Source organism: Streptomyces sp. LUP47B (genome assembly GCF_001746295.1).
Classification (GTDB): Bacteria; Actinomycetota; Actinomycetes; order Streptomycetales; family Streptomycetaceae; genus Streptomyces.
In genome coordinates this window covers 112314-130153 of sequence record NZ_MJAH01000006.1, presented here as the reverse complement: position 1 = coordinate 130153, position 17840 = coordinate 112314, and the positions used below count along the sequence as shown (strand labels likewise).

Annotated in this window: 15 protein-coding genes; 3 read left to right on the top strand and 12 right to left on the bottom strand. The window is 71.9% G+C overall.

Annotation, left to right across the window (positions count from 1 at the left end):
* Nucleotides 1–13: 13 nt before the first annotated feature.
* The 3 genes from BFN33_RS18850 to BFN33_RS18840 all read right to left on the bottom strand — a co-directional run bounded on the left by BFN33_RS18850 (nt 14) and on the right by BFN33_RS18840 (nt 2633).
* Nucleotides 14–640: a TetR/AcrR family transcriptional regulator gene (locus BFN33_RS18850; protein ID WP_069761254.1), complete on the bottom strand. Its 627-nt coding sequence runs from the start codon at nt 638–640 to the stop codon at nt 14–16.
* A gap of 491 nt (nt 641–1131) precedes the next feature.
* Nucleotides 1132–1419, bottom strand: coding sequence for a YiaA/YiaB family inner membrane protein (locus BFN33_RS18845; protein ID WP_020117785.1), 288 nt, complete (start codon nt 1417–1419; stop codon nt 1132–1134).
* Between the two features lie 59 nt (nt 1420–1478).
* A complete protein-coding gene (locus tag BFN33_RS18840; RefSeq protein ID WP_069761253.1) occupies nt 1479–2633 on the bottom strand; it encodes an acyl-CoA dehydrogenase family protein in 1155 nt (384 codons plus the stop codon).
* A gap of 76 nt (nt 2634–2709) precedes the next feature.
* On the opposite strand from BFN33_RS18840, the gene BFN33_RS18835 reads away from it, so the two are divergent.
* The 3 genes from BFN33_RS18835 to BFN33_RS18825 all read left to right on the top strand — a co-directional run bounded on the left by BFN33_RS18835 (nt 2710) and on the right by BFN33_RS18825 (nt 5115).
* Nucleotides 2710–3351, top strand: a complete 642-nt coding sequence (locus tag BFN33_RS18835; protein WP_069761862.1) for a TetR/AcrR family transcriptional regulator — start codon at nt 2710–2712, stop codon at nt 3349–3351.
* Between the two features lie 35 nt (nt 3352–3386).
* On the top strand, nt 3387–4106 hold the full coding sequence (locus BFN33_RS18830) for a helix-turn-helix transcriptional regulator (protein WP_069761252.1): 720 nt from the start codon (nt 3387–3389) through the stop codon (nt 4104–4106).
* Nucleotides 4107–4176: 70 nt separating this feature from the next.
* On the top strand, nt 4177–5115 hold the full coding sequence (locus tag BFN33_RS18825) for a DMT family transporter (protein WP_069761251.1): 939 nt from the start codon (nt 4177–4179) through the stop codon (nt 5113–5115).
* Here BFN33_RS18825 and BFN33_RS18820 read toward each other — a convergent pair.
* The 9 genes from BFN33_RS18820 to BFN33_RS18780 all read right to left on the bottom strand — a co-directional run bounded on the left by BFN33_RS18820 (nt 5101) and on the right by BFN33_RS18780 (nt 17838).
* On the bottom strand, nt 5101–6429 hold the full coding sequence (locus BFN33_RS18820) for an MFS transporter (RefSeq protein WP_069761250.1): 1329 nt from the start codon (nt 6427–6429) through the stop codon (nt 5101–5103). The genes BFN33_RS18825 and BFN33_RS18820 overlap by 15 nt on opposite strands.
* A gap of 127 nt (nt 6430–6556) precedes the next feature.
* Complete coding sequence (locus BFN33_RS18815; protein WP_069761249.1) at nt 6557–7636, bottom strand: Zn-dependent alcohol dehydrogenase; 1080 nt, start codon at nt 7634–7636, stop codon at nt 6557–6559.
* Nucleotides 7637–7648: 12 nt separating this feature from the next.
* The gene (locus BFN33_RS18810; RefSeq protein WP_069761248.1) at nt 7649–9037 is read right to left on the bottom strand and encodes an aldehyde dehydrogenase family protein; all 1389 of its coding nucleotides are present in this window, start codon (nt 9035–9037) and stop codon (nt 7649–7651) included.
* 533 nt (nt 9038–9570) lie between these two features.
* Nucleotides 9571–10908, bottom strand: a complete 1338-nt coding sequence (locus BFN33_RS18805; protein WP_069761247.1) for an ABC transporter ATP-binding protein — start codon at nt 10906–10908, stop codon at nt 9571–9573.
* 172 nt (nt 10909–11080) lie between these two features.
* Complete coding sequence (locus BFN33_RS18800) at nt 11081–11635, bottom strand: class F sortase (RefSeq protein WP_370743302.1); 555 nt, start codon at nt 11633–11635, stop codon at nt 11081–11083.
* A 353-nt stretch (nt 11636–11988) separates the two neighbouring features.
* Nucleotides 11989–12660, bottom strand: coding sequence for a hypothetical protein (locus BFN33_RS18795; protein WP_069761245.1), 672 nt, complete (start codon nt 12658–12660; stop codon nt 11989–11991).
* Nucleotides 12661–12761: 101 nt separating this feature from the next.
* The gene (locus tag BFN33_RS18790; protein ID WP_069761244.1) at nt 12762–14000 is read right to left on the bottom strand and encodes an MFS transporter; all 1239 of its coding nucleotides are present in this window, start codon (nt 13998–14000) and stop codon (nt 12762–12764) included.
* Between the two features lie 25 nt (nt 14001–14025).
* Complete coding sequence (locus BFN33_RS18785) at nt 14026–15462, bottom strand: CitMHS family transporter (protein ID WP_069761243.1); 1437 nt, start codon at nt 15460–15462, stop codon at nt 14026–14028.
* Between the two features lie 138 nt (nt 15463–15600).
* Nucleotides 15601–17838 (bottom strand): molybdopterin oxidoreductase family protein, encoded by a 2238-nt coding sequence (locus BFN33_RS18780; protein WP_069761242.1) that lies wholly within the window; start codon nt 17836–17838, stop codon nt 15601–15603.
* Nucleotides 17839–17840: the final 2 nt, after the last annotated feature.

Below are 17840 nucleotides of genomic sequence, written 5' to 3'. Positions count from 1 at the left end.
TACTTGCAGGCGGCTACTTGGTCGCGCGCACCATCCGCAGTACGAGGTCGGCGTCGAGCGCGCCGACCTCGTCGGGGGTCCAGGGGCCGTCGACGTTGAACCAGCGGGCCACGTCGATGCAGAGCGACATGACGGCGAGGGTGGTGCCCTTCACATCGAGCACGTCGAACTCGCCGGAGGCCATGCCGTCCTCGATGATCCCGCGGACCTCGGCGTCGCACTGCCGGCGCAGCGCGAGGATCTCCGCGCGGGCGTCGGGGCCGAGCGAGTCCAGTTCGTACTGGACGACGCGGGCGGTGGTGCGGCCGCCGGCATGCCAGCGGACGAAGGAGCTCACGGCGTCCGTGAGCCGCTCGGTGGCGGTGCCTTCGCGGCGGGCCGCGACCTGGAGGATCTCCAGTGCCTTGGCGTGGCCGATCCTGCTGATGCGGTGGAGCAGCTCTTCCTTGGTCTTGTAGTGGATGTAGAGCGCGGCGGGGCTCATGCCGGCCCGGCCCGCGATGTCCCGGGTCGTGGTGGCGTGGTAGCCGCGCTCGGCGAACGCCTCCACCGCGGCAATGAGCAACCGCCGCGCCGCGTCGGGCGTGACCTCGCCCCACGCCGACGTCTCTCCGTCGGCCGTCTCCTCCGCCGTACTCATCACACGCCCCTCTCCACTGTCAGAACCCCCACCATACCGCCGAACCTGAGCGAGCGCTTAGCCACCCTGCGCTGCGCGGGCTGGAGCGGAGGGGGCGCGGGGTGCTTGAGCAGGGGGCGAGGGACGTAGGCGGAGCAATGGGCGTGCGGGGCGGGCGCGAGCGGGGGCGCAGGACATGAGCCGGAGCAGCAGGGGTTGGCGCGCGAAAGCCGGGACAGGGGGCCCGGGGCAGGCGGGCACAGCGGGGCACGGGCCGCGAGCTGGAGCAGCACGGGTTGGTGCGTGGGGCCGGAACAGGGGGTGCTGGGCGGGCCGAACAGCGGGGCACAAGCCGGGGGCCGGAACTGCGGACGCAGGGCGCGAGCCGGACCGCGCGGTGCAAGCCGCTAGCCGCAAGCCGGAGCAGCGAAGCGTGGGCCCCGGACCAGCCCCAACCCCCGGGCCACTCGAAGCCAACCCCCCAGGTCAAGCCCCTTCCCCGCCCGCCCCCGTCACAGCTTCTCGAACGGGTCGTGTTCGGCGAGCAGTTTTTCCAGGCGGGCCTGGTCGACGCGGCTGACGATCTGGCCGGCCTCCTGGCGGTCGCGGATCACCTTGGCCAGGGTGAAGGCCGAGGTGACGAGGTACAGGACGGCGATCGCGAGGAAGCCGCGCACCCAGGCGTCGGCGTTCAGACGGAAGATCCCGACGGCCGTGGCGGCCATGGCCACGGCGAAGGAGGCGACGGCCTGGCCGTAGAAGGCGGCCGTGTTCTGCTGCTTGACCGGTGTGTCACTCATGGCCAGAGTCTCGGCCGTCCACGACCCCCGCCACATCCGCTCGGATACTCAGACGGTACTCAGAACGCCGAGACGCCCGTCAGCGCCCGGCCGATGACCAGCTTCTGGATCTGGCTGGTGCCCTCGTAGAGAGTCATCACGCGGGCGTCGCGCAGCAGCTTGCCCGCCGGGTACTCGTCGATGTAGCCGTAACCGCCGAACACCTGCAACGCGTTGTTCGCGGCGCGCACCGCGGCTTCCGAGGCGAACAGCTTGGCCTTGGAGGACTCGACGGCGAAGGGCAGCCCGCGGTCGATCAGGTCGGCCACCCGCCAGGTCAGCAGCCGGGCCGCGTCCACGTCGACGGCGATGTCACTGATCAGCTCCTGGACGAGCTGGTGCCCGGCGATCGGCTTGCCGAACTGCTCGCGTTCGCCGGCGTACCGGACGGCCGCGTCCAGCGCGGCCTGGGCGATCCCCACACAGCCCGCCGCCACCGACATCCGCCCCTTGGCCAGCGCGGACATGGCGACGGAGAAACCCTTGCCCTCCTCACCGACCATCGCGGCGGCGGGCACGCGCACACCCTCGAGCACGAGTTCGGCGGTGGCCTGTCCACGCAGACCGAGCTTGCCGTGGAGGGTGCGGCGGGTCAGACCGGGCGTGTCCGTGGGCACGAGGAAGGCGGAGACGCCCTTGTGGCCCGGCGCGTCGGTCGACCGGGCGAACAGCAGCACCACGTCGGCCCACGTGCCGTTCGTGATGAACATCTTGGTGCCGTCGATGACGTAGTCGTCGCCGTCCCGCACCGCGCGCGTGGTGAGGTTTCCCGCGTCGGACCCGGTACCGGGCTCGGTGAGGCCGAAGCAACCGAGGTACTCGCCGGAGGTGAGCCCCGGCAGCCACCGCCGCTTCTGCTCCTCGCTCCCCCAGGCGGCGAGCGTCTTGGCCACCAGCCCCAGCGAGACGGAGACGATGCCACGCACCGACGAGTCACCGCGCCCGAGCTCCTCGGTGACCAGGCAGTACGCGAGATGGTCGCCGCCCGAGCCGCCGTACTCCTCATCGATCGTCAGCCCCAGGAACCCGACCTCGCCGAGCTTCTTGACGATGGCCCGGTCGACCTCCTCGGCGCGATCCCAGGCGATGACATGGGGGGTGATCTCACGGTCCACGAACTCCCGCGCCAGCCGCCGGACGGCGGCCTGCTCCTCACTCAACCCCAGGTCGACCACGAGATCACCTCACTTGAGAACCGTGCCATTAAATTAGCACTGCTAGTTTCTGGACCGCAGCCCTACTATGTGCGCCATGGCCCGACCGCGCAAGCCCCTCCTCAGCACCGACCGGATCGTCGAGACGGCCCGCGCGCTCGTGGACGCGGAAGGCCTCGCGGCACTGTCCACGCGCCGGCTGGCGGCGGAACTCGGCGTCAGCGGCCCGTCGCTCTACAACCACTTCCGCACCAAGGACGAGATCCTGGAGGCGGTCGCCGACTCGGTGAGCGCCCAGGTCGACCTGTCGATGTTCGAGGACGGCCGCGCGTGGCGGACCGCGCTGCACGACTGGGCCGTCTCCTACCGCACCGCCCTGCGCGACCACCCCAACATCGTCCCGGTCCTGGCCCGGGGCCCCGGGCGCCGCCCCGCGGGCCTCCGGCTCGCCGACGCGGTCTACGGCGCGATGGTCGACGCGGGCTGGCCACCGGCGCAGGCCACGTCCATCGGCGCGCTGATGCGGTACTTCATCATGGGCTCGGCGCTGGGCTCCTTCGCGGGCGGATTCGTCGACGACGAGAGCGCCTACGACCCCGCGGACTATCCCCATCTCGGCCAGGCGCACCTTCTCGCCGAGCAGCAGGAGAAGATCGACGAGCGGGCCTTCGAGACGGGGCTCAGGGCTCTGCTGGACGGTCTCGCCCAGCAGTACGAGCAGGTCGGACCCGCCGCCTAGGCACATTTCGGTGGGCGCCGAAGTATCTCTCCGCGATGCTGGACCACATGACGAAGGACCCGCAGGCACCTCAGTTGGCGAGGCTCGCCGCCCTGATGGCCGACGAGACCCGGGCGGCCTGTCTCCTGGCCCTGCTCGACGGCCGGGCCTGGACCGCGGGCGAGCTGGCCCGGCACGCGGGTGTGGCCGCGTCCACCCTGAGTGAGCACCTGGGCAAGCTGGTCGCGGGCGGGCTGCTGACGGAGGAGCGGCAGGGGCGCCACCGGTACGTGCGGCTGGCCGACGCGAGGGTGGCGCACCTGGTGGAGGACCTGGCGGCACAGGTCTCCCCGGACGCGGCACCCCGCCCGCGGAACCTGCGGGAGTCGAGCGCGGGCTCGGCGATGGCCCGCGGGCGTACGTGCTACGACCACTTGGCGGGGCGACTGGGCATCGCGTTGACGGACGCGCTGACGACACGGCAACTCCTGCGCCAGGACACGGGTTTCGCCCTCACGGACGCGGGTCTGGCGTGGTTCGGGGCCACGGGCATCTCACTCGACCGCAAGGGCCGGCGCCCCCTGGCCCGAGCCTGTCTGGACTGGACCGAACGACGCCCGCACCTGGCGGGGGTCGCGGGCGCGGCCCTGTGCCGGCACGCCCTGGCCGAAGGCTGGTGCGTACGCATCGGCTCGGAGCGCGCCGTGAAGGTGACAGCGACCGGAGAGCGGGCGTTGACCGAACTCCTGGGAATCGACGCGGCGACGCTGCGCTGAGGCTTCAGGGCACACCCCGTCCGAAATCCGCGAGCTTTCGCACCCTCCCCTACCTAATCTCAGGAGCATGATGAACCACCGCCGCACCGAACTCCTCGCAGCCGGCGCAGCCACCGTCACCGTCATCCTGTGGGCCTCCGCCTTCGTCTCCATTCGCAGCGCGGGCGCCGCCTACTCCCCCGGCGCCCTGGCCCTCGGCCGGCTCCTGTCCGGCGCGCTCGCCCTGGGCGTGATCTGCCTGATACGCCGGGAGGGACTCCCCCCACGCTCCGCCTGGCGCGGCATCGCCGTCTCCGGAGTCCTGTGGTTCGGCTTCTACATGGTCGTCCTGAACTGGGGCGAACAGCAGGTGGACGCGGGCACCGCGGCCCTGGTCGTGAACATCGGCCCCCTCCTGATCGCCCTGCTCGGCGCCCGGCTGCTCGGAGACGCGATGCCGCCCCGCCTGCTGGCCGGAATGGCGGTCTCCTTCGCCGGGGCGGTCACCGTGGGGCTGTCGATGTCGGACGACGGCGGCTCCTCGGTGCTCGGCGTGATCCTGTGCCTGCTCGCGGCGATCGCCTACGCCGGCGGAGTCGTCGCGCAGAAGCCGGCACTGGGCTCCGCGACCCCGCTGCAGGTGACGACGTTCGGCTGCTTCACCGGCGCCGTAGTCTGCCTCCCGTTCGCCGGCCAGCTGGTGTCGGAGGCGGCCGACGCCCCGGCCTCGGCGACCCTCAACATGGTCTACCTGGGCGTCTTCCCGACCGCCCTGGCGTTCACCACCTGGGCCTACGCGCTCGCCCGTACGACCGCCAGCCGCATGGGCGCGACCACCTACGCGGTTCCCGCCCTGGTCGTCCTGATGTCGTGGCTGGCCCTCGGCGAGGTCCCGGGCCTGTTCACGCTCGCGGGCGGGGCGCTGTGCCTGGCAGGCGTGGCGGTGTCCCGCTCCCGGGCGCCGCGGACGGCCCCGGCCCCGGTGACGGAGCCGGAGCCGCAGCCCGAGAGCGCCTCAGACCCCGCGTGAACGCGCCCTGCCCGCAAGCACCTTGATGCAGAGCAGCGCGATCACCGAGAGCCCGACGATGTATCCGGACACCGCCATCGACGTGCCCGTGGTCTCCAGCAGCAGCACCATCAGGAAGGGCGCGAGCCCACCGCCGAACACGGCGGCGATCTGGTAGCCGAGGGAGGCGCCGGTGTACCGCATCTCCGGCGTGAACAGCTCGGCGAACAGGGCGGCCTGAGGGCCGTACATGATGCTGAGGAAGCAACCGGCGACGAATGTGGAGACCGCCAGCCACAGCAGCGACCCGGTGTCGATGAGCAGGAACATCGGTACCGCCCACAGGGCGATGCCGACCGCGCCGAGGGCGTAGATCCGGATCCGGCCGAGGCGGTCCGAGAGCGCGGCGGCGGCCGGGATCAGCACTAGTTGGGTGAGGCTGATGCAGAGCGAGACGGTGAGAACGGCGCTGCGTTTCATGCCGAGTTCGCGGGTGGTGTAGTCGAGGACCCCCGTGATCATGATGTAGAAGGTGGCGGTGTTCACGGCGAAGGAGCCGCCCGCGAGCAGCACCGTGCCGAGGTGGTGGCGCAGGATCGTACGCAGCGGGGAGTTCTGCGCGCTCTCCTCCTTCGCGGCCAACTCCCGTTCTGCCTGCCGGAATTCGGGGGTCTCGTCGACCTTGGCGTGGATGTACCAGGCGAGCGCGAGGACGAACAGGCCGATGAGGAACGGGACGCGCCAGCCCCAGGCCGCGAACCCGGTGTCCGTGGTGAAGGCCCCGGCCAGCAGGAAGACCGTGTTGGCCGTCACCACGCCGATGGGGACACCGAGTTGGACGACGCTGCCGTAGAGTCCGCGCTTGCCCTCGGGGGCGTACTCGGTGGCCAGCAGCATCGCGCCGCCCCACTGCGCGCCGACCGCGACGCCCTGTACGACGCGGAGGAGGACCAGCAGGATCGGCGCGGCGACGCCGATCGTGTCGTACGTCGGCAGCAGGCCGATGCCGGTGGTGGCGACGCCCATGAGCGTGAGCGCGAGGACCAGCATCGGCTTGCGGCCGCGCTTGTCGCCGAGGTGGCCGGCGACGATGCCGCCGATCGGGCGGGCCAGGAAGCCGACGGCGAAGGTGGCGAACGCGGCGAGTACGCCGACGGTGGAACTGCCCGACGGGAAGTAGAGATCGCCGAGAACGAGGGCGGCGGCTATGCCGAAGACGAAGTAGTCGTACCACTCGACGGCGGAGGCCAGGGCGGCCGCGGTCGCGACGCGACGGCGGTGGGGAGTCGCCGGCGCTGTGACGGAAGTGGGGTGAGCGGAAGGGGCCGTGTCCATGCGGTGCACACTCCGGTGGGTGCGTGGGGACGTTGGCGGCTGAACATACTGACCGGACGGTATGGGGTCAACGGTTGTGCGGGAAGGTTGCCCGGAGCACCCGATGCGGGGTCCGGGCAACCGTCGGTCAGAACACCACCAGGGCCCTGCCGCCCTTGCCCGCCAGCATGTTGTCGAACGCCGCCGGAATCCCGTCCAGCGCGATCCGTTCCGTCACCAGGGCGCCGAGGTCCAGGCGGCCCGCCCGGACGTGCTCGGCGAGTACGGGGAGGTCCTCGGCCGGGTTCGAGTTGCCGTAGACGCAGCCCGCGAGGGTGCGGCCCCAGTGGAAGATCTCCAGGGCGTTGAAGGTGACCTGCTGGTCCTTGCCTCCGATGCCGACGACCGTCGTGCGGCCGCCGCGGCGGGTGGAGTCCCAGGCCGTGCGGATGGTCGTCGCGCGGCCCACGCACTCCACGGCGACGTCGACGCCCTGCTTGCCGGTGAGGCCCCTGATCTCGCGGGCGGTGTTGTCGGAGGCGATCACGTAGTCGGTGGCTCCGGCCGCGCGCGCCAACTCCTCCTTCTCCGGGGAGACATCGACCGCGAGGATCCGCGAGGCGCCCGCGATCCGGGCCGCCTGGAGCGCGGCCAGGCCCACTCCTCCGACGCCGTACACCGCGACCGTCTCGCCCTCCCTGACCCGGGCCGCGTGGTGGACGGCCCCGTAGCCGGTGAGGACCGCGCAGCCCAGCAGGGCCGCGTCGGTGAGCGGGATGCCCTCGGGGAGGGGCAGGAGGCAGGACTCGGGGACGACCGTCTCCTCGGCGAACGCGGCGACGTTCAGGCCGGGGTGGAGCTCGGTGCCGTCCGCGGTGCGGGCGTAGACATCGGCCGCGCCGTTCAGCGCGTTGGCGCACAGCCAGACCTCGCCGAGCGAGCAGGCATGACAACTGCCGCAGGAAGGGGCCCAGTTGAGGACGACCCCGGCGCCGGGCGCCACCCCGGTGACCCCCTCCCCCACGGCGACGACCGTGCCCGCGCCCTCGTGGCCGAGAACGGCCGGGACGGGGACGCGCATGGTGCCGTTGGACAGGGACAGGTCGGAGTGGCAGACCCCGGCGGCGGCGAGCCGGACCCGGACCTGGCCGGGGCCGGGGTCCGGCAGGTCGATGTCGGTGACCTCCAGGGGAGCACCCACGGCGGGAAGAACGGCGGCACGAACCACGGGAAGGCTCCTTCAGAACTGGAGGGACTTGGTCTGGAGGTACTCGGCGAGACCGTGCGAGCCGAGTTCGCGGCCCACCCCGGACTGCTTGTAACCGCCGAAGGGGGCAAGGGGGTTGAAGCGGCCGCCGTTGATGTCGACCTGGCCGGTGTCCATCCGCCGGGCGAAGGCGACCGCCTCCGACTCGTCGCCGGCCCAGACGGCGCCCGCGAGGCCGTAGACCGTGCCGTTGGCGATGCGCAGGGCGTCCTCCTCGTCCTCGTAGCGCAGGACGGACAGGACCGGGCCGAAGATCTCCTCCTGCGCGATCGTCATGTCGGGGGTGACGTCGGCGAAGACGGTCGGGCTGACGAACCAGCCCTGTTCGCGCGGGGATTCGGGGCCGCCGGCGACCAGTCGGGCGCCCTCGGCCACGCCCTTCTCGATGTAACCGCGCACCCGTGCCTGCTGCTTGGCGCTGACGACGGGACCGATGCGCTCGCCGTACTTCGCGGCGGCCGCGGCGGCGAGCTCGACGGCCTCGTCGTACTGCTCGGTGTGCACCAGCATCCGGGTCCAGGCACTGCAGGTCTGGCCGGAGTTGGACATTACGTTGGCGACGCCGACGTTGACCGCCTTGGCGAGGTCGGCGCTCGGCAGGATGACGTTGGCGGACTTGCCGCCGAGTTCCAGGGCGACCTTCTTCAGGGCGGCGCCGGCCGTCGCGCCGATCCGCCGTCCGACCGCGGTGGAGCCGGTGAAGGAGACCAGGTCCACGTCCGGGTGCTCGGCGAGCGCCTGCCCCGCGACCGGGCCGAGGCCGGTGACGAGGTTGAAGACGCCGGCCGGGACGCCGGCCTCGTGGACCGCCTCGGCGAAGAGCTGGGCGACCAGCGGGGTGTCCTCGGCGGGCTTGAGCACGACCGTGCAGCCCGCGGCGAGGGCCGGGGCGACCTTGGCGACGATCTGGTGGAGCGGGTAGTTCCAGGGCGTGATCGCGCCGACCACGCCGATCGGCTCCTGGTGGACGGTGGAGTTGCCGACCTTCTCCTCGAAGGGGTGCGCGGCCGCGAGCTCCGCGTAGGAGGCGGCGACCGCGACGGGGACGGCGGCGTGGACGTTCTGCGAGAACTTCAGCGGCGAGCCGAGCTCGGCGGTGACGGTCTCGGCGATCTCGTCCTTGCGGGCGGCCAGGACGTCCCGGAGGGCGGCCAGCCGGGCGGCCCGCTCGGCGGGTGCGGTCGCGGCCCAGGCCGGGAGGGCGGCGCGGGCGGCCCGTACGGCGAGGTCGATGTCCTCGGCGGTGCCGGCCGGGACCCGGCCGAGGACCTGTTCGTCGGCGGGGTTCACGACCTCGATCAGGTCCGGGCCTGTGGCCGGGCGCCACTCGCCGTCGATGTACATGCCGTCGTGCGCCTTCATGGTGCGTCCTCCTGGGCTGCGCAGTGACGTGTTGTCGTCCGGCCTCATAAACTAGCGGCGATAGTTTTTTCGCGCCAGAGCGGGTCCGGACCGTCCAAGGACATCAGAAGTCGGCACGGGCCCGGTCGTCCACCCGCCCCACGGACTCCTGCCCGAACGTCTTCTCGTACGGTGCGGCGAATGGGCGCTGACCAGGGCCCGGGGGGCGGAGGTGGTGCGGCGGATCGACGGCGGACAGAGCCCGGGGACGAAGGCAGTGCGGCAGACCGACCCCGGACAGGACCCGGGGCGGACGGAGGCAGCGCGACGGAGTGGCGGCGGCCGGCGCCGGGGCGGTGGCCCAGCGGCAGAGCGACGGCGAGCCCAACGCCGAGCCGCACTCTCCCCCGGGACCCGCACTCGTACGGTCGCAGGCGCCGCGGTGGACCGACCGCGACCAGTGCCGAAGCGAGCGGAGGCAGTGCGGCGGAGCGACGGCGGACCCGGCGCCGAGGCGCGGCCTCACGCCGACGCGGCCTCCCCCACTCGGCCCCTCACTCGTCCAGGTCCGGCAGGTGGTCAGGGGACGGGCAGATGCGTTCTCCGTGCTGGTCGAAGACGAAGAGGTGGGAGATGTCGACGAGGAGGGGGACCTGCATGCCGCGGCGGAGGTCGAGGTCCGGGGTGGTGCGGACGACGAGGTCGCCGGGGAGGCGGGGGTCGGACGGGGTGGGCTCGGGGCCGGAGTCCGGCGGGTCCTCCAGGACCACCACCGGGCCCGCCCGCAGGGAGCCCGCGCGATCCCGCAGACGCTCCAGGACCGTGCCGTCCCGGCGGCGGCGCCTGGCCGCCCGTGGAGCGGGCCGCGGGGCCTCCAGCTCGGGGACGAGGGCGGGGCGGGAGCCGGTGTTGAAGTGGACGAGGACCTCGTGGCCCTGGAACTCCACGTGCTCCACCAGACCGGTGATCGGCATCTCGCCCGGACGCGCGGAGGTCCGTTTGGCGATGCGGATCGCCTCCGAGCGCAGGCCTACGATCACCTCGCGGCCCTGCTGGACGCGGAGCAACTGGTGGTCCAGGGAGAGGGGTTCGGGCAGCCGCAGGAACTGCTTGCCCAGGCTGATGGTCATCGCGCCGTCCAGCGGGGCCCGGACCAGGCCGCGCAGCAGGTTGATGCGCGGGGTGCCGATGAAGGCGGCGGCGAAGACGTTGCGGGGCAGCGCGTACACCGAACGCGGGGTGCCGACCTGCTGGAGAACTCCGCCGCGCAGCACGGCGACCCGGTCGCCGAGCGACATGGCCTCGGCCTGGTCGTGCGTGACGTAGACCGTGGTGACGCCCAACTCCCGGGTGAGACCGGCTATTTCGGCGCGCAGGTGATTGCGGAGCTTGGCGTCCAGGTTGGACAGCGGCTCGTCCATCAGGAAGGCGGAGGGGTGGCGGGAGATGGCCCGGCCCATCGCCACCCGCTGGCGTTCGCCACCGGAGAGCTGGCCCGGGTAGCGGTCGAGGAGGTCCTCGATGCCCAGCATGCGGGCGGTGGCGTCCACGCGTGCGCGTGGATCCTCGTTGGGGGCCTCGATGCGCAGCGGGAAGCCGATGTTCCCCCGGCTGGTCATGTTGGGGTAGAGGGCGAAGTTCTGGAACACCATCGCCATGCGCCGCTCGGCGGGCAGCAGGTCGTTGGCGTACTCGCCGTCGAGTCTGAGCTCGCCCTCGGTGATCTCCTCCAGACCGGCGATCATCCTGAGCACGGTGGATTTGCCGCAGCCGGAGGGGCCGAGCAGGACGAGGAACTCGCCGGGCGCGATGTCCAGCGAGAGCCGGTCCACCACCCGGATTCCTCGCGTGTAGGTCTTGCTCACGTCGTGCAGGGAGATGGCGCGTGTCATGACGGTGCCCCCGGGGGCTGAATCAGGCGCTGGTGCTCCGCGGTCGAGAGGCCCCGGGCGGGTCGTACGGGGCTGTGAGTCACGGAAGTTAACGGAATGCGCCCGGTCGGGGGAAGAGATTGGGCGGTATCAGACGCTCCAGTCCAGCCAGTGAGAAAACGGACGGCCGGATTCAGCGAGCCGTCGCACTCTTCGCCGGCCGCGGCTCGCGGGTCCGGGTGAGGTGGGCGAACACGACGACGTTGCTGGTGTAGCCGGTATGCCACTTGAAGAGTCCACCGCAGGTGATCACTCGGAGCTCCGGGCGCCGGGCAGGTCCGTAGACCTCCTTGTCGGGGAAGCCCTCCTTGTCGAAGACCTTCACCCGGTCCACGGTGTAGACGGCGATACGGCCGTCCGCGCGCCCCGCCTCGATCACTTTGCCCGGCTTCACCTGGGCGAGCGCGGCGAAGACGGCGGGGCCGCTCCGGGTGTCGCGGTGGCCTACGGCGATCGCCGTGCCGGGCTCGCCGGGGGTGGGGCCTCCCTGGTACCAGCCCACGAGTTTCGGTTTGTCCACCGGCGGTGTCGCGAGCTCCCGTCCCTTGATGAGCCCGAGGCCTGTGACGGGGGCGTCGATGCCCAGGGACGGGATGCGGAAGGACGTCGGCCGGGACCGGGGCAGCGGGCGGGGCGGGGACGTGCGGGTGGGCGTGGGGCGGGCGGAGGGGGCCGGCCCACGGGGCACCTCGGCGTCCGGCCCACCGGCCGCGTCGGCGCCCGGCCCACGGGTCCCCTNCACGGCCCCTCTCGGCGCCCGGCCCACCGGCCACGTCGGCGYCCGGCCCACCGGCCACGTCGGCGTCCGGCCCACGGCTCCCCTCGGCGCCCGTCTCATCGGCCACGTCGGCGTCCGCACCGGCTGCCCCCTCGGCATCCGGGCCGGCGGCCGCCACGCTGTACGGGCCGTCGGGGCCGTACGGCGCGGTCGACCTGTCCTCGCCCGTACACCGGACCCCCACCGTCACCAGGACGACCGTGAGCAGGGCCGTCCTGGTGAGGCGGTAGGCGCGGGTCCGGTACCAGGGCCTGCGTCTGCGCCTACGCGGCGCCATTGGGCCGACGGCGGTTCATCCGGAAGTACGCGACACCGCCGACCGCCACCAGGCCGACGGCTCCCGCGGCGGTCACCGGCGCGAAAGCGGCCGCGGTGTCGACGAGACCGCCGCCGCCCGCGTGCACTCCGCCCTTCGGGCCGCCGGAGTCGTTCTTGCTCCAGCCTCCGCCGTCGCTCTGCCGGTCCTCGATCTGGTCGCCCGGCCGGCGCTCCCCGCCGCGCTCCGCGCCGCGCTGGCCGTCGTGGCAGTTGACGCGGAAGACCTTCTCCTTGGTGACGCCCGCCACGACCCAGGTGATCCGGTACTGCCCGTCCGCCATTCCCAGCGGGTCGGTGTGACCGGCACCCCCCGCGAGCTGGATGGCGCCGGTGACGGTGGCGGCGCTGGGCAGCGGAGGCTGTGGCGTGATGGTGTACCCGATGCTGCCGAGGACGTCGAAGTTGACGGCATCCAGGTAGAACTTGCAGACCTTGGGATCGTCCTTCGAGATGCCGAAAGGCACGCCCACATGGTGGATCCGGATGTCACCGTTCTCGCCCGCGGCCGACGCGGTCGGCGCCGCCACCCAGGACGCGCCGGCCGCGGCGAGGGCGGTGAGGACGACAGTTGCGCCCGCGCGAACGCGGAAGGTACGTGGGAGTGTCAGGGTGGCCATGGGCGCTCCTCCGATTCAGACGATTTCCATACAAATCGCTCTTTCGGCAGCACTCTCCTTTATGCGCGCGACGGTCTGGCGCATAGACGCCCGGCGCGCCGTCAGATATCGCTCGTGCGGCGCAATCCCGGGCGTTTCGGCCGCTTTCCCGCGTCCGGTCCGGTCTTCTCGGGCCGCCCCGGCGACCGCAGCGCCACCCCCGCCGAGAGCAGCAGCAACGTCCCGAGCATCACGAACGGCGCCGCCACACCCGCCACACCCGCGACCAGGCCCGCGGTGGCCGGTGCGGCGACCTGGCCGAGGCGGTTGCCCGTCAGCCGCAGGGCGAGCGCGGTGGAGCGGGCGCCGTCGGGGGCGGCCTGGACGACCGTCGTCATGGACAGCGGCTGTCCGACGCCGAGGCAGAAGCCGAGCACGGTCAGCAGGACGGCCAGCGCCCACACCGGGACCGGCAGCGCGATGCCCGCACACAGCAGGGCCGCCAGCAGACACGTCACGGTGAGGAGCAACGCGCGCCCCAGCAGCCGTAGCAGCGGAGTCAGCACCAGACGGCAGGCGATGGTGGCGGCCGCGCGCAGGCTGAGCAGCAGGCCGACCACCGAGGGGGCGATGCCCCGGTGCTCGCCGACCACCGGAAGGTACGCGGTGAGGATGTCCGTGGCGGACAGCACGGACAGGCTCACGAAGATGCCCCCGGGCACGCCCCGGGACCGCAGGATGCGTCCGACGGGAACCCGCTCGCCTTGTCCGGTACGGGACTTGGCCGCGGTGTCACGGCGCTCGATGCGCCACAAGGACGTGCACGCGACCGCCGCCCCGGCGCCCGCGACGAGCAGCGCGAGCGCACTCGTGCCCGCCATGTCGGAGCCGCCGATCAGCGCGCCCGCCGCGATCGGGCCGACGAGCTGGCCGAGGGAGGCGCCGATGGTGAAGTGGCCGAAGTTGCGGTCCTGTTCGTGCGGGGCGGACTGGCGGGCGACGAGCGACTGCGCGCCGATGACGAAGCTGAGGTGGCCGAGGCCCATCACCCCGCTCCAGACCGCCATCGTCCAGAGCGAGTCGGCGAGGCCGCTGAGCGCGCAGCCGCCGGAGATCAGGACCACACCGACGGGCAGCAGCGGCGCACAACGCCCGTGATCCGTACGGCGGCCCAGCGGGACCGCCGCGAACAGCGGGAGCAGCGCGTACACACCGGCGATGACACCGATCGCCCGTTCGTCCGCGCCCAGCGCGAGAGCCCGGTAGGAGACCGCGGGCCGGGCCATCGACACCGCCCCCTGCGCGAAGCTGAAGGCGATGACGAGGCGGAGCAGCCAGCCGCGGTTCCCACCGGGCGCCATGGTTCAAGTCCTCCGTGCAAGCAGGTCAGATGATCCCGAAGAGGATGCCCGCCCCGAGGATGATCAGACAGGTGAGCGCCGCCCACTTGACCACGAACCTGGTGTGGTCGCCGAACTCCACCTTGGCCATGCCGACCAGGACGTACACGGCCGGGACGAGCGGGCTCGACATGTGCAGCGGCTGTCCGACGAGGGAGGCGCGGGCCATCTCCAGCGGGGTGACACCGTGCGCCGCACCGGCCTCGGCGAGAACCGGCAGGACGCCGAAGTAGAAACCGTCGTTCGACATGAAGTAGGTGAGCGGGAGGCTCAGGACGCCGGTGACGAGGGCCATGTGCGGGCCCATGCCGTCGGGGATGACGTCCACCATCCAGCGGGCCATGTGGTCGACCATGCCGGTGCCCTGGAGGACGCCGGTGAAGACGGCGGCGGCGAAGACCATGCCGGAGACGTTGAGGACGTTGTCGGCGTGGGCGGCCAGGCGGGCCTTCTGGTCCGGGATGTGCGGGAAGTTCACGGTGAGCGCGAGCGCGGCGCCGATCAGGAACAGCACCGGGATCGGCAGCCACTCCATGATCATGGCGGTGAGCAGCGTGAGCGTGAGCAGCGCGTTGAACCAGTAGAGCTTGGGACGCAGGGTGGCCCGGTTCGGGTCGAGGACCTGGAAGCGCTCAGCGTCGCCGTCTTCAGCGTCGGCGTCGGTGCCGGAGCCGGAACCGCCGGTGGCCTTGTCCGTACCGGACGCACCGGAACCAGAGGCACCGGAGCCGGCGCCGACCAGGACCGTCTCGGTCTGCTCGACCTTCTCCTCGGCCTTCTCTTCGACCAGGATCTCGTTCAGGGTGAGCACGCCCAGCCGCTTGCGCTCGCGCTTGCCGAGCACGTACGAGAGGACGAAGACGCCCAGCAGGCCGACGGCCAGGGCCGGGATCATCGGGACGAAGATGTCGCTGGCGTCGAGCTTCAGCGCGGTGGCGGCGCGGGCCGTCGGGCCGCCCCAGGGCAGGGTGTTCATCACGCCGTTGGCCATGGCGGCGACGCCCGTCATCACGACCAGGCTCATCTTCAGGCGCTTGTACAGCGGGTACATCGCCGAGACGGTGATCATGAAGGTGGTCGAGCCGTCGCCGTCGAGGGAGACGATCGCGGCGAGGATCGCCGTGCCGACGACGATCCGCATCGGGTCGGCCTTCGCGAACTTCAGAATGCCGCGAACGACCGGGTCGAAGAGGCCGACGTCGATCATCACGCCGAAGTAGACGATCGCGAACATGAGCATCGCCGCGGTGGGGGCGAGGCTGGTGACGCCGTCGATGACGTAGTCACCGAGCTTGGCGCCCTTCCCGACGAAGACACAGAACAGTGCCGGGATCAGTACGAGCGCCGCGATCGGCGACATCTTCTTCATCATGATCAGGACCAGGAAGGTCGCGATCATGGCGAAGCCGAGGATGGTCAGCATGAGTGGATACCTAACGTTCGCCCTTGAACTCCCACCGGAGTCGGCAGTGCGATGACGTTAGGTCCCGTCAAGCGGCGTTAACAAGACGTTGACATGCGAGCAATAAGCGCAAAACTGCTGGTCACAGCTTTGCGCTGCTCACAGGGCCGCTACGGCGGCCAGTTTTATCGGTATGCCGTTGAGGACCGCGTTGCCCGAGAGCGGGTCGAGCAGGCTGCCGTCGAGGAGCTGGTTGACGTTGACGCCGGGGTCCTTGACGGCGTGGCTGAGCCGGGTGCCGGGCCGGTTGTGGCCCCAGCCGTGCGGCAGGCTGACCACGCCGGGGCGCACGCCGTCGGTGACCTCGGCCTCGGTGACCACCTCTCCCCCGGCGCCCTTGACCCGCACCGCGGCACCGTCCTTCAGCCCGAGCCGCTCGGCGTCCTCGGGGTGGATGTGCAGGGTGCAGCGGTTGGTGCCGCCGGTGAGGGCCGGGACGTTGTGCATCCAGCTGTTGTTGGAGCGCAGGTGCCGGCGGCCGATGAGGACGAGCCCGTCGGCCTGGTGCCGCAGGGCCTCGCGCAGCCGGGGCAGGTCGTCCGCGAGGGGCTGCGGCAGCAGTTCGACCTTGCCGCTCCTGGTCTTCAGCGGCTGCGGCAGCCGGGAGGCCAGGGGTCCGAGGTCGATGCCGTGGGGATGCGCGAGCAGCTTGGTCAGGCTCAGCCCGTCCGGTCGTACGCCGAAACCGTCGCCGTAGGGGCCGAGGCGCAGCATCATGTCGAGCCGCCGCTCGGGGCCGGTGTCGCCGGCGAGTTCGGCGGTGAGTTCGCCCGGCTCGCGGCCGTGTACGGGCGAGTGGGCGTCCTTGACGGCCTTGCCGAGGGTCTGGGCGATGACCAGGTCGTCCACGGCGGACGGGTCGGCGCCGTGCATGCCGGTCGCGGCGAGGATCAGCCGGGCGAGTATCTCCGTCTCCGCCATCCGGCCGGCCTCCAGGGGGACGGCGGGGCGGGTGTAGCGGACCTGGTTGCGCACGGCGAGGGTGTTGAAGGCGAAGTCGTGGTGCGGGCTCTGGGAGGGCGGGGGCGGCGGCAGCACGACGTGCGCGTGGCGGGAGGTCTCGTTCAGGTACGGGTCCACGCTGACCATGAAGTCGAGCGAGCCGAGGGCCTTGTCGAGCCGGTCGCCGTCGGGGGCGGACAGCACGGGGTTGGTGGCGACGGCGATCAGCGCGCGGATCGGCTCGCCCTCCGCGGTCGCGGTGTCGATCTCCTCGGCGAGCGCGGAGAGCGGCAACTCCCCCTTGGCCTCCGGGTGTCGGCTCACCCGGGAATGCCAGCGCCCGAGCGCGAATCCGTGGCTGGGTCCCGCGGGCCGGGGCGTGCGGTCGGTGGCCGCCTGCGGGAAGAGCGCGCCGCCGGGCCGGTCGAGGTTGCCGGTGAGGATGTTGAGCACGTCGACGAGCCAGCTGGCCAGGGTGCCGTGCGGGACGGTGCAGCTGCCGATGCGGCCGTATACGGCGGCCGTTGGCGCTGCGGCCAGTTCACGGGCGAGGGCACGCGTCACATCGGGGTCCACGTCACAGGCGTCGGCGACGGCTTCGGGAGTGAAGTCCTGTAGGGCTTCCCTGAGTTCGTCGAGCCCCTGGAGATGTGAGGTCAACTCCCCGGTGTCCACGAGGTCTTCCTCGAAGAGCACGTGCGCCATGGCGGCCAGAAGCAACGCGTCCGCACCGGGGCGGATGGCGATGTGCCGGTCGGCGAGCTTTGCGGTGCGGGTGCGGCGGGGGTCGATGACGGTGAGGGTGCCGCCGCGGGCCTTGAGCGCCTTGAGCTTGCCGGGGAAGTCGGGGGCGGTGCACAGACTCCCGTTGGACTCCAGGGGGTTGGCGCCGATCAGCAGCAGATGGTCGGTGTGGTCGAGGTCCGGCACGGGGATCGCGTTGGCGTCGCCGTACAGCAGCCCGCTGGAGACGTGCTTGGGCATCTGGTCGACCGTTGAGGCGGTGAAGACGCTCCGGGTGCCGAGCCCGGCGAGGAGCACCGGCGGGTAGAGGGCACCGGCCATGGTGTGGACGTTGGGGTTGCCGAGGACGACTCCGACGGAGTTCGCCCCGTACCCGTCGACGACGCCCCGGATCCCGGCGGCGACCGCGTCGAAGGCCTCCTCCCAGGTGGCCTCGCGCAGTTCCCCGTCCCGTCGCACGAGGGGCGTGCGCAGCCGGTCGGGGTCCCCGTCGACGGCCCCGAAGGAGGCTCCCTTCGGGCAGATGAACCCCTTGCTGAACACGTCGTCACGGTCGCCGCGGGCGCCGGTGACCCGGGTCCCCTCGATGGTGAGCGTGAGACCGCACGTGGCCTCGCACAGGGGGCAGATACGCAGAGCGGTGCGGGACACGG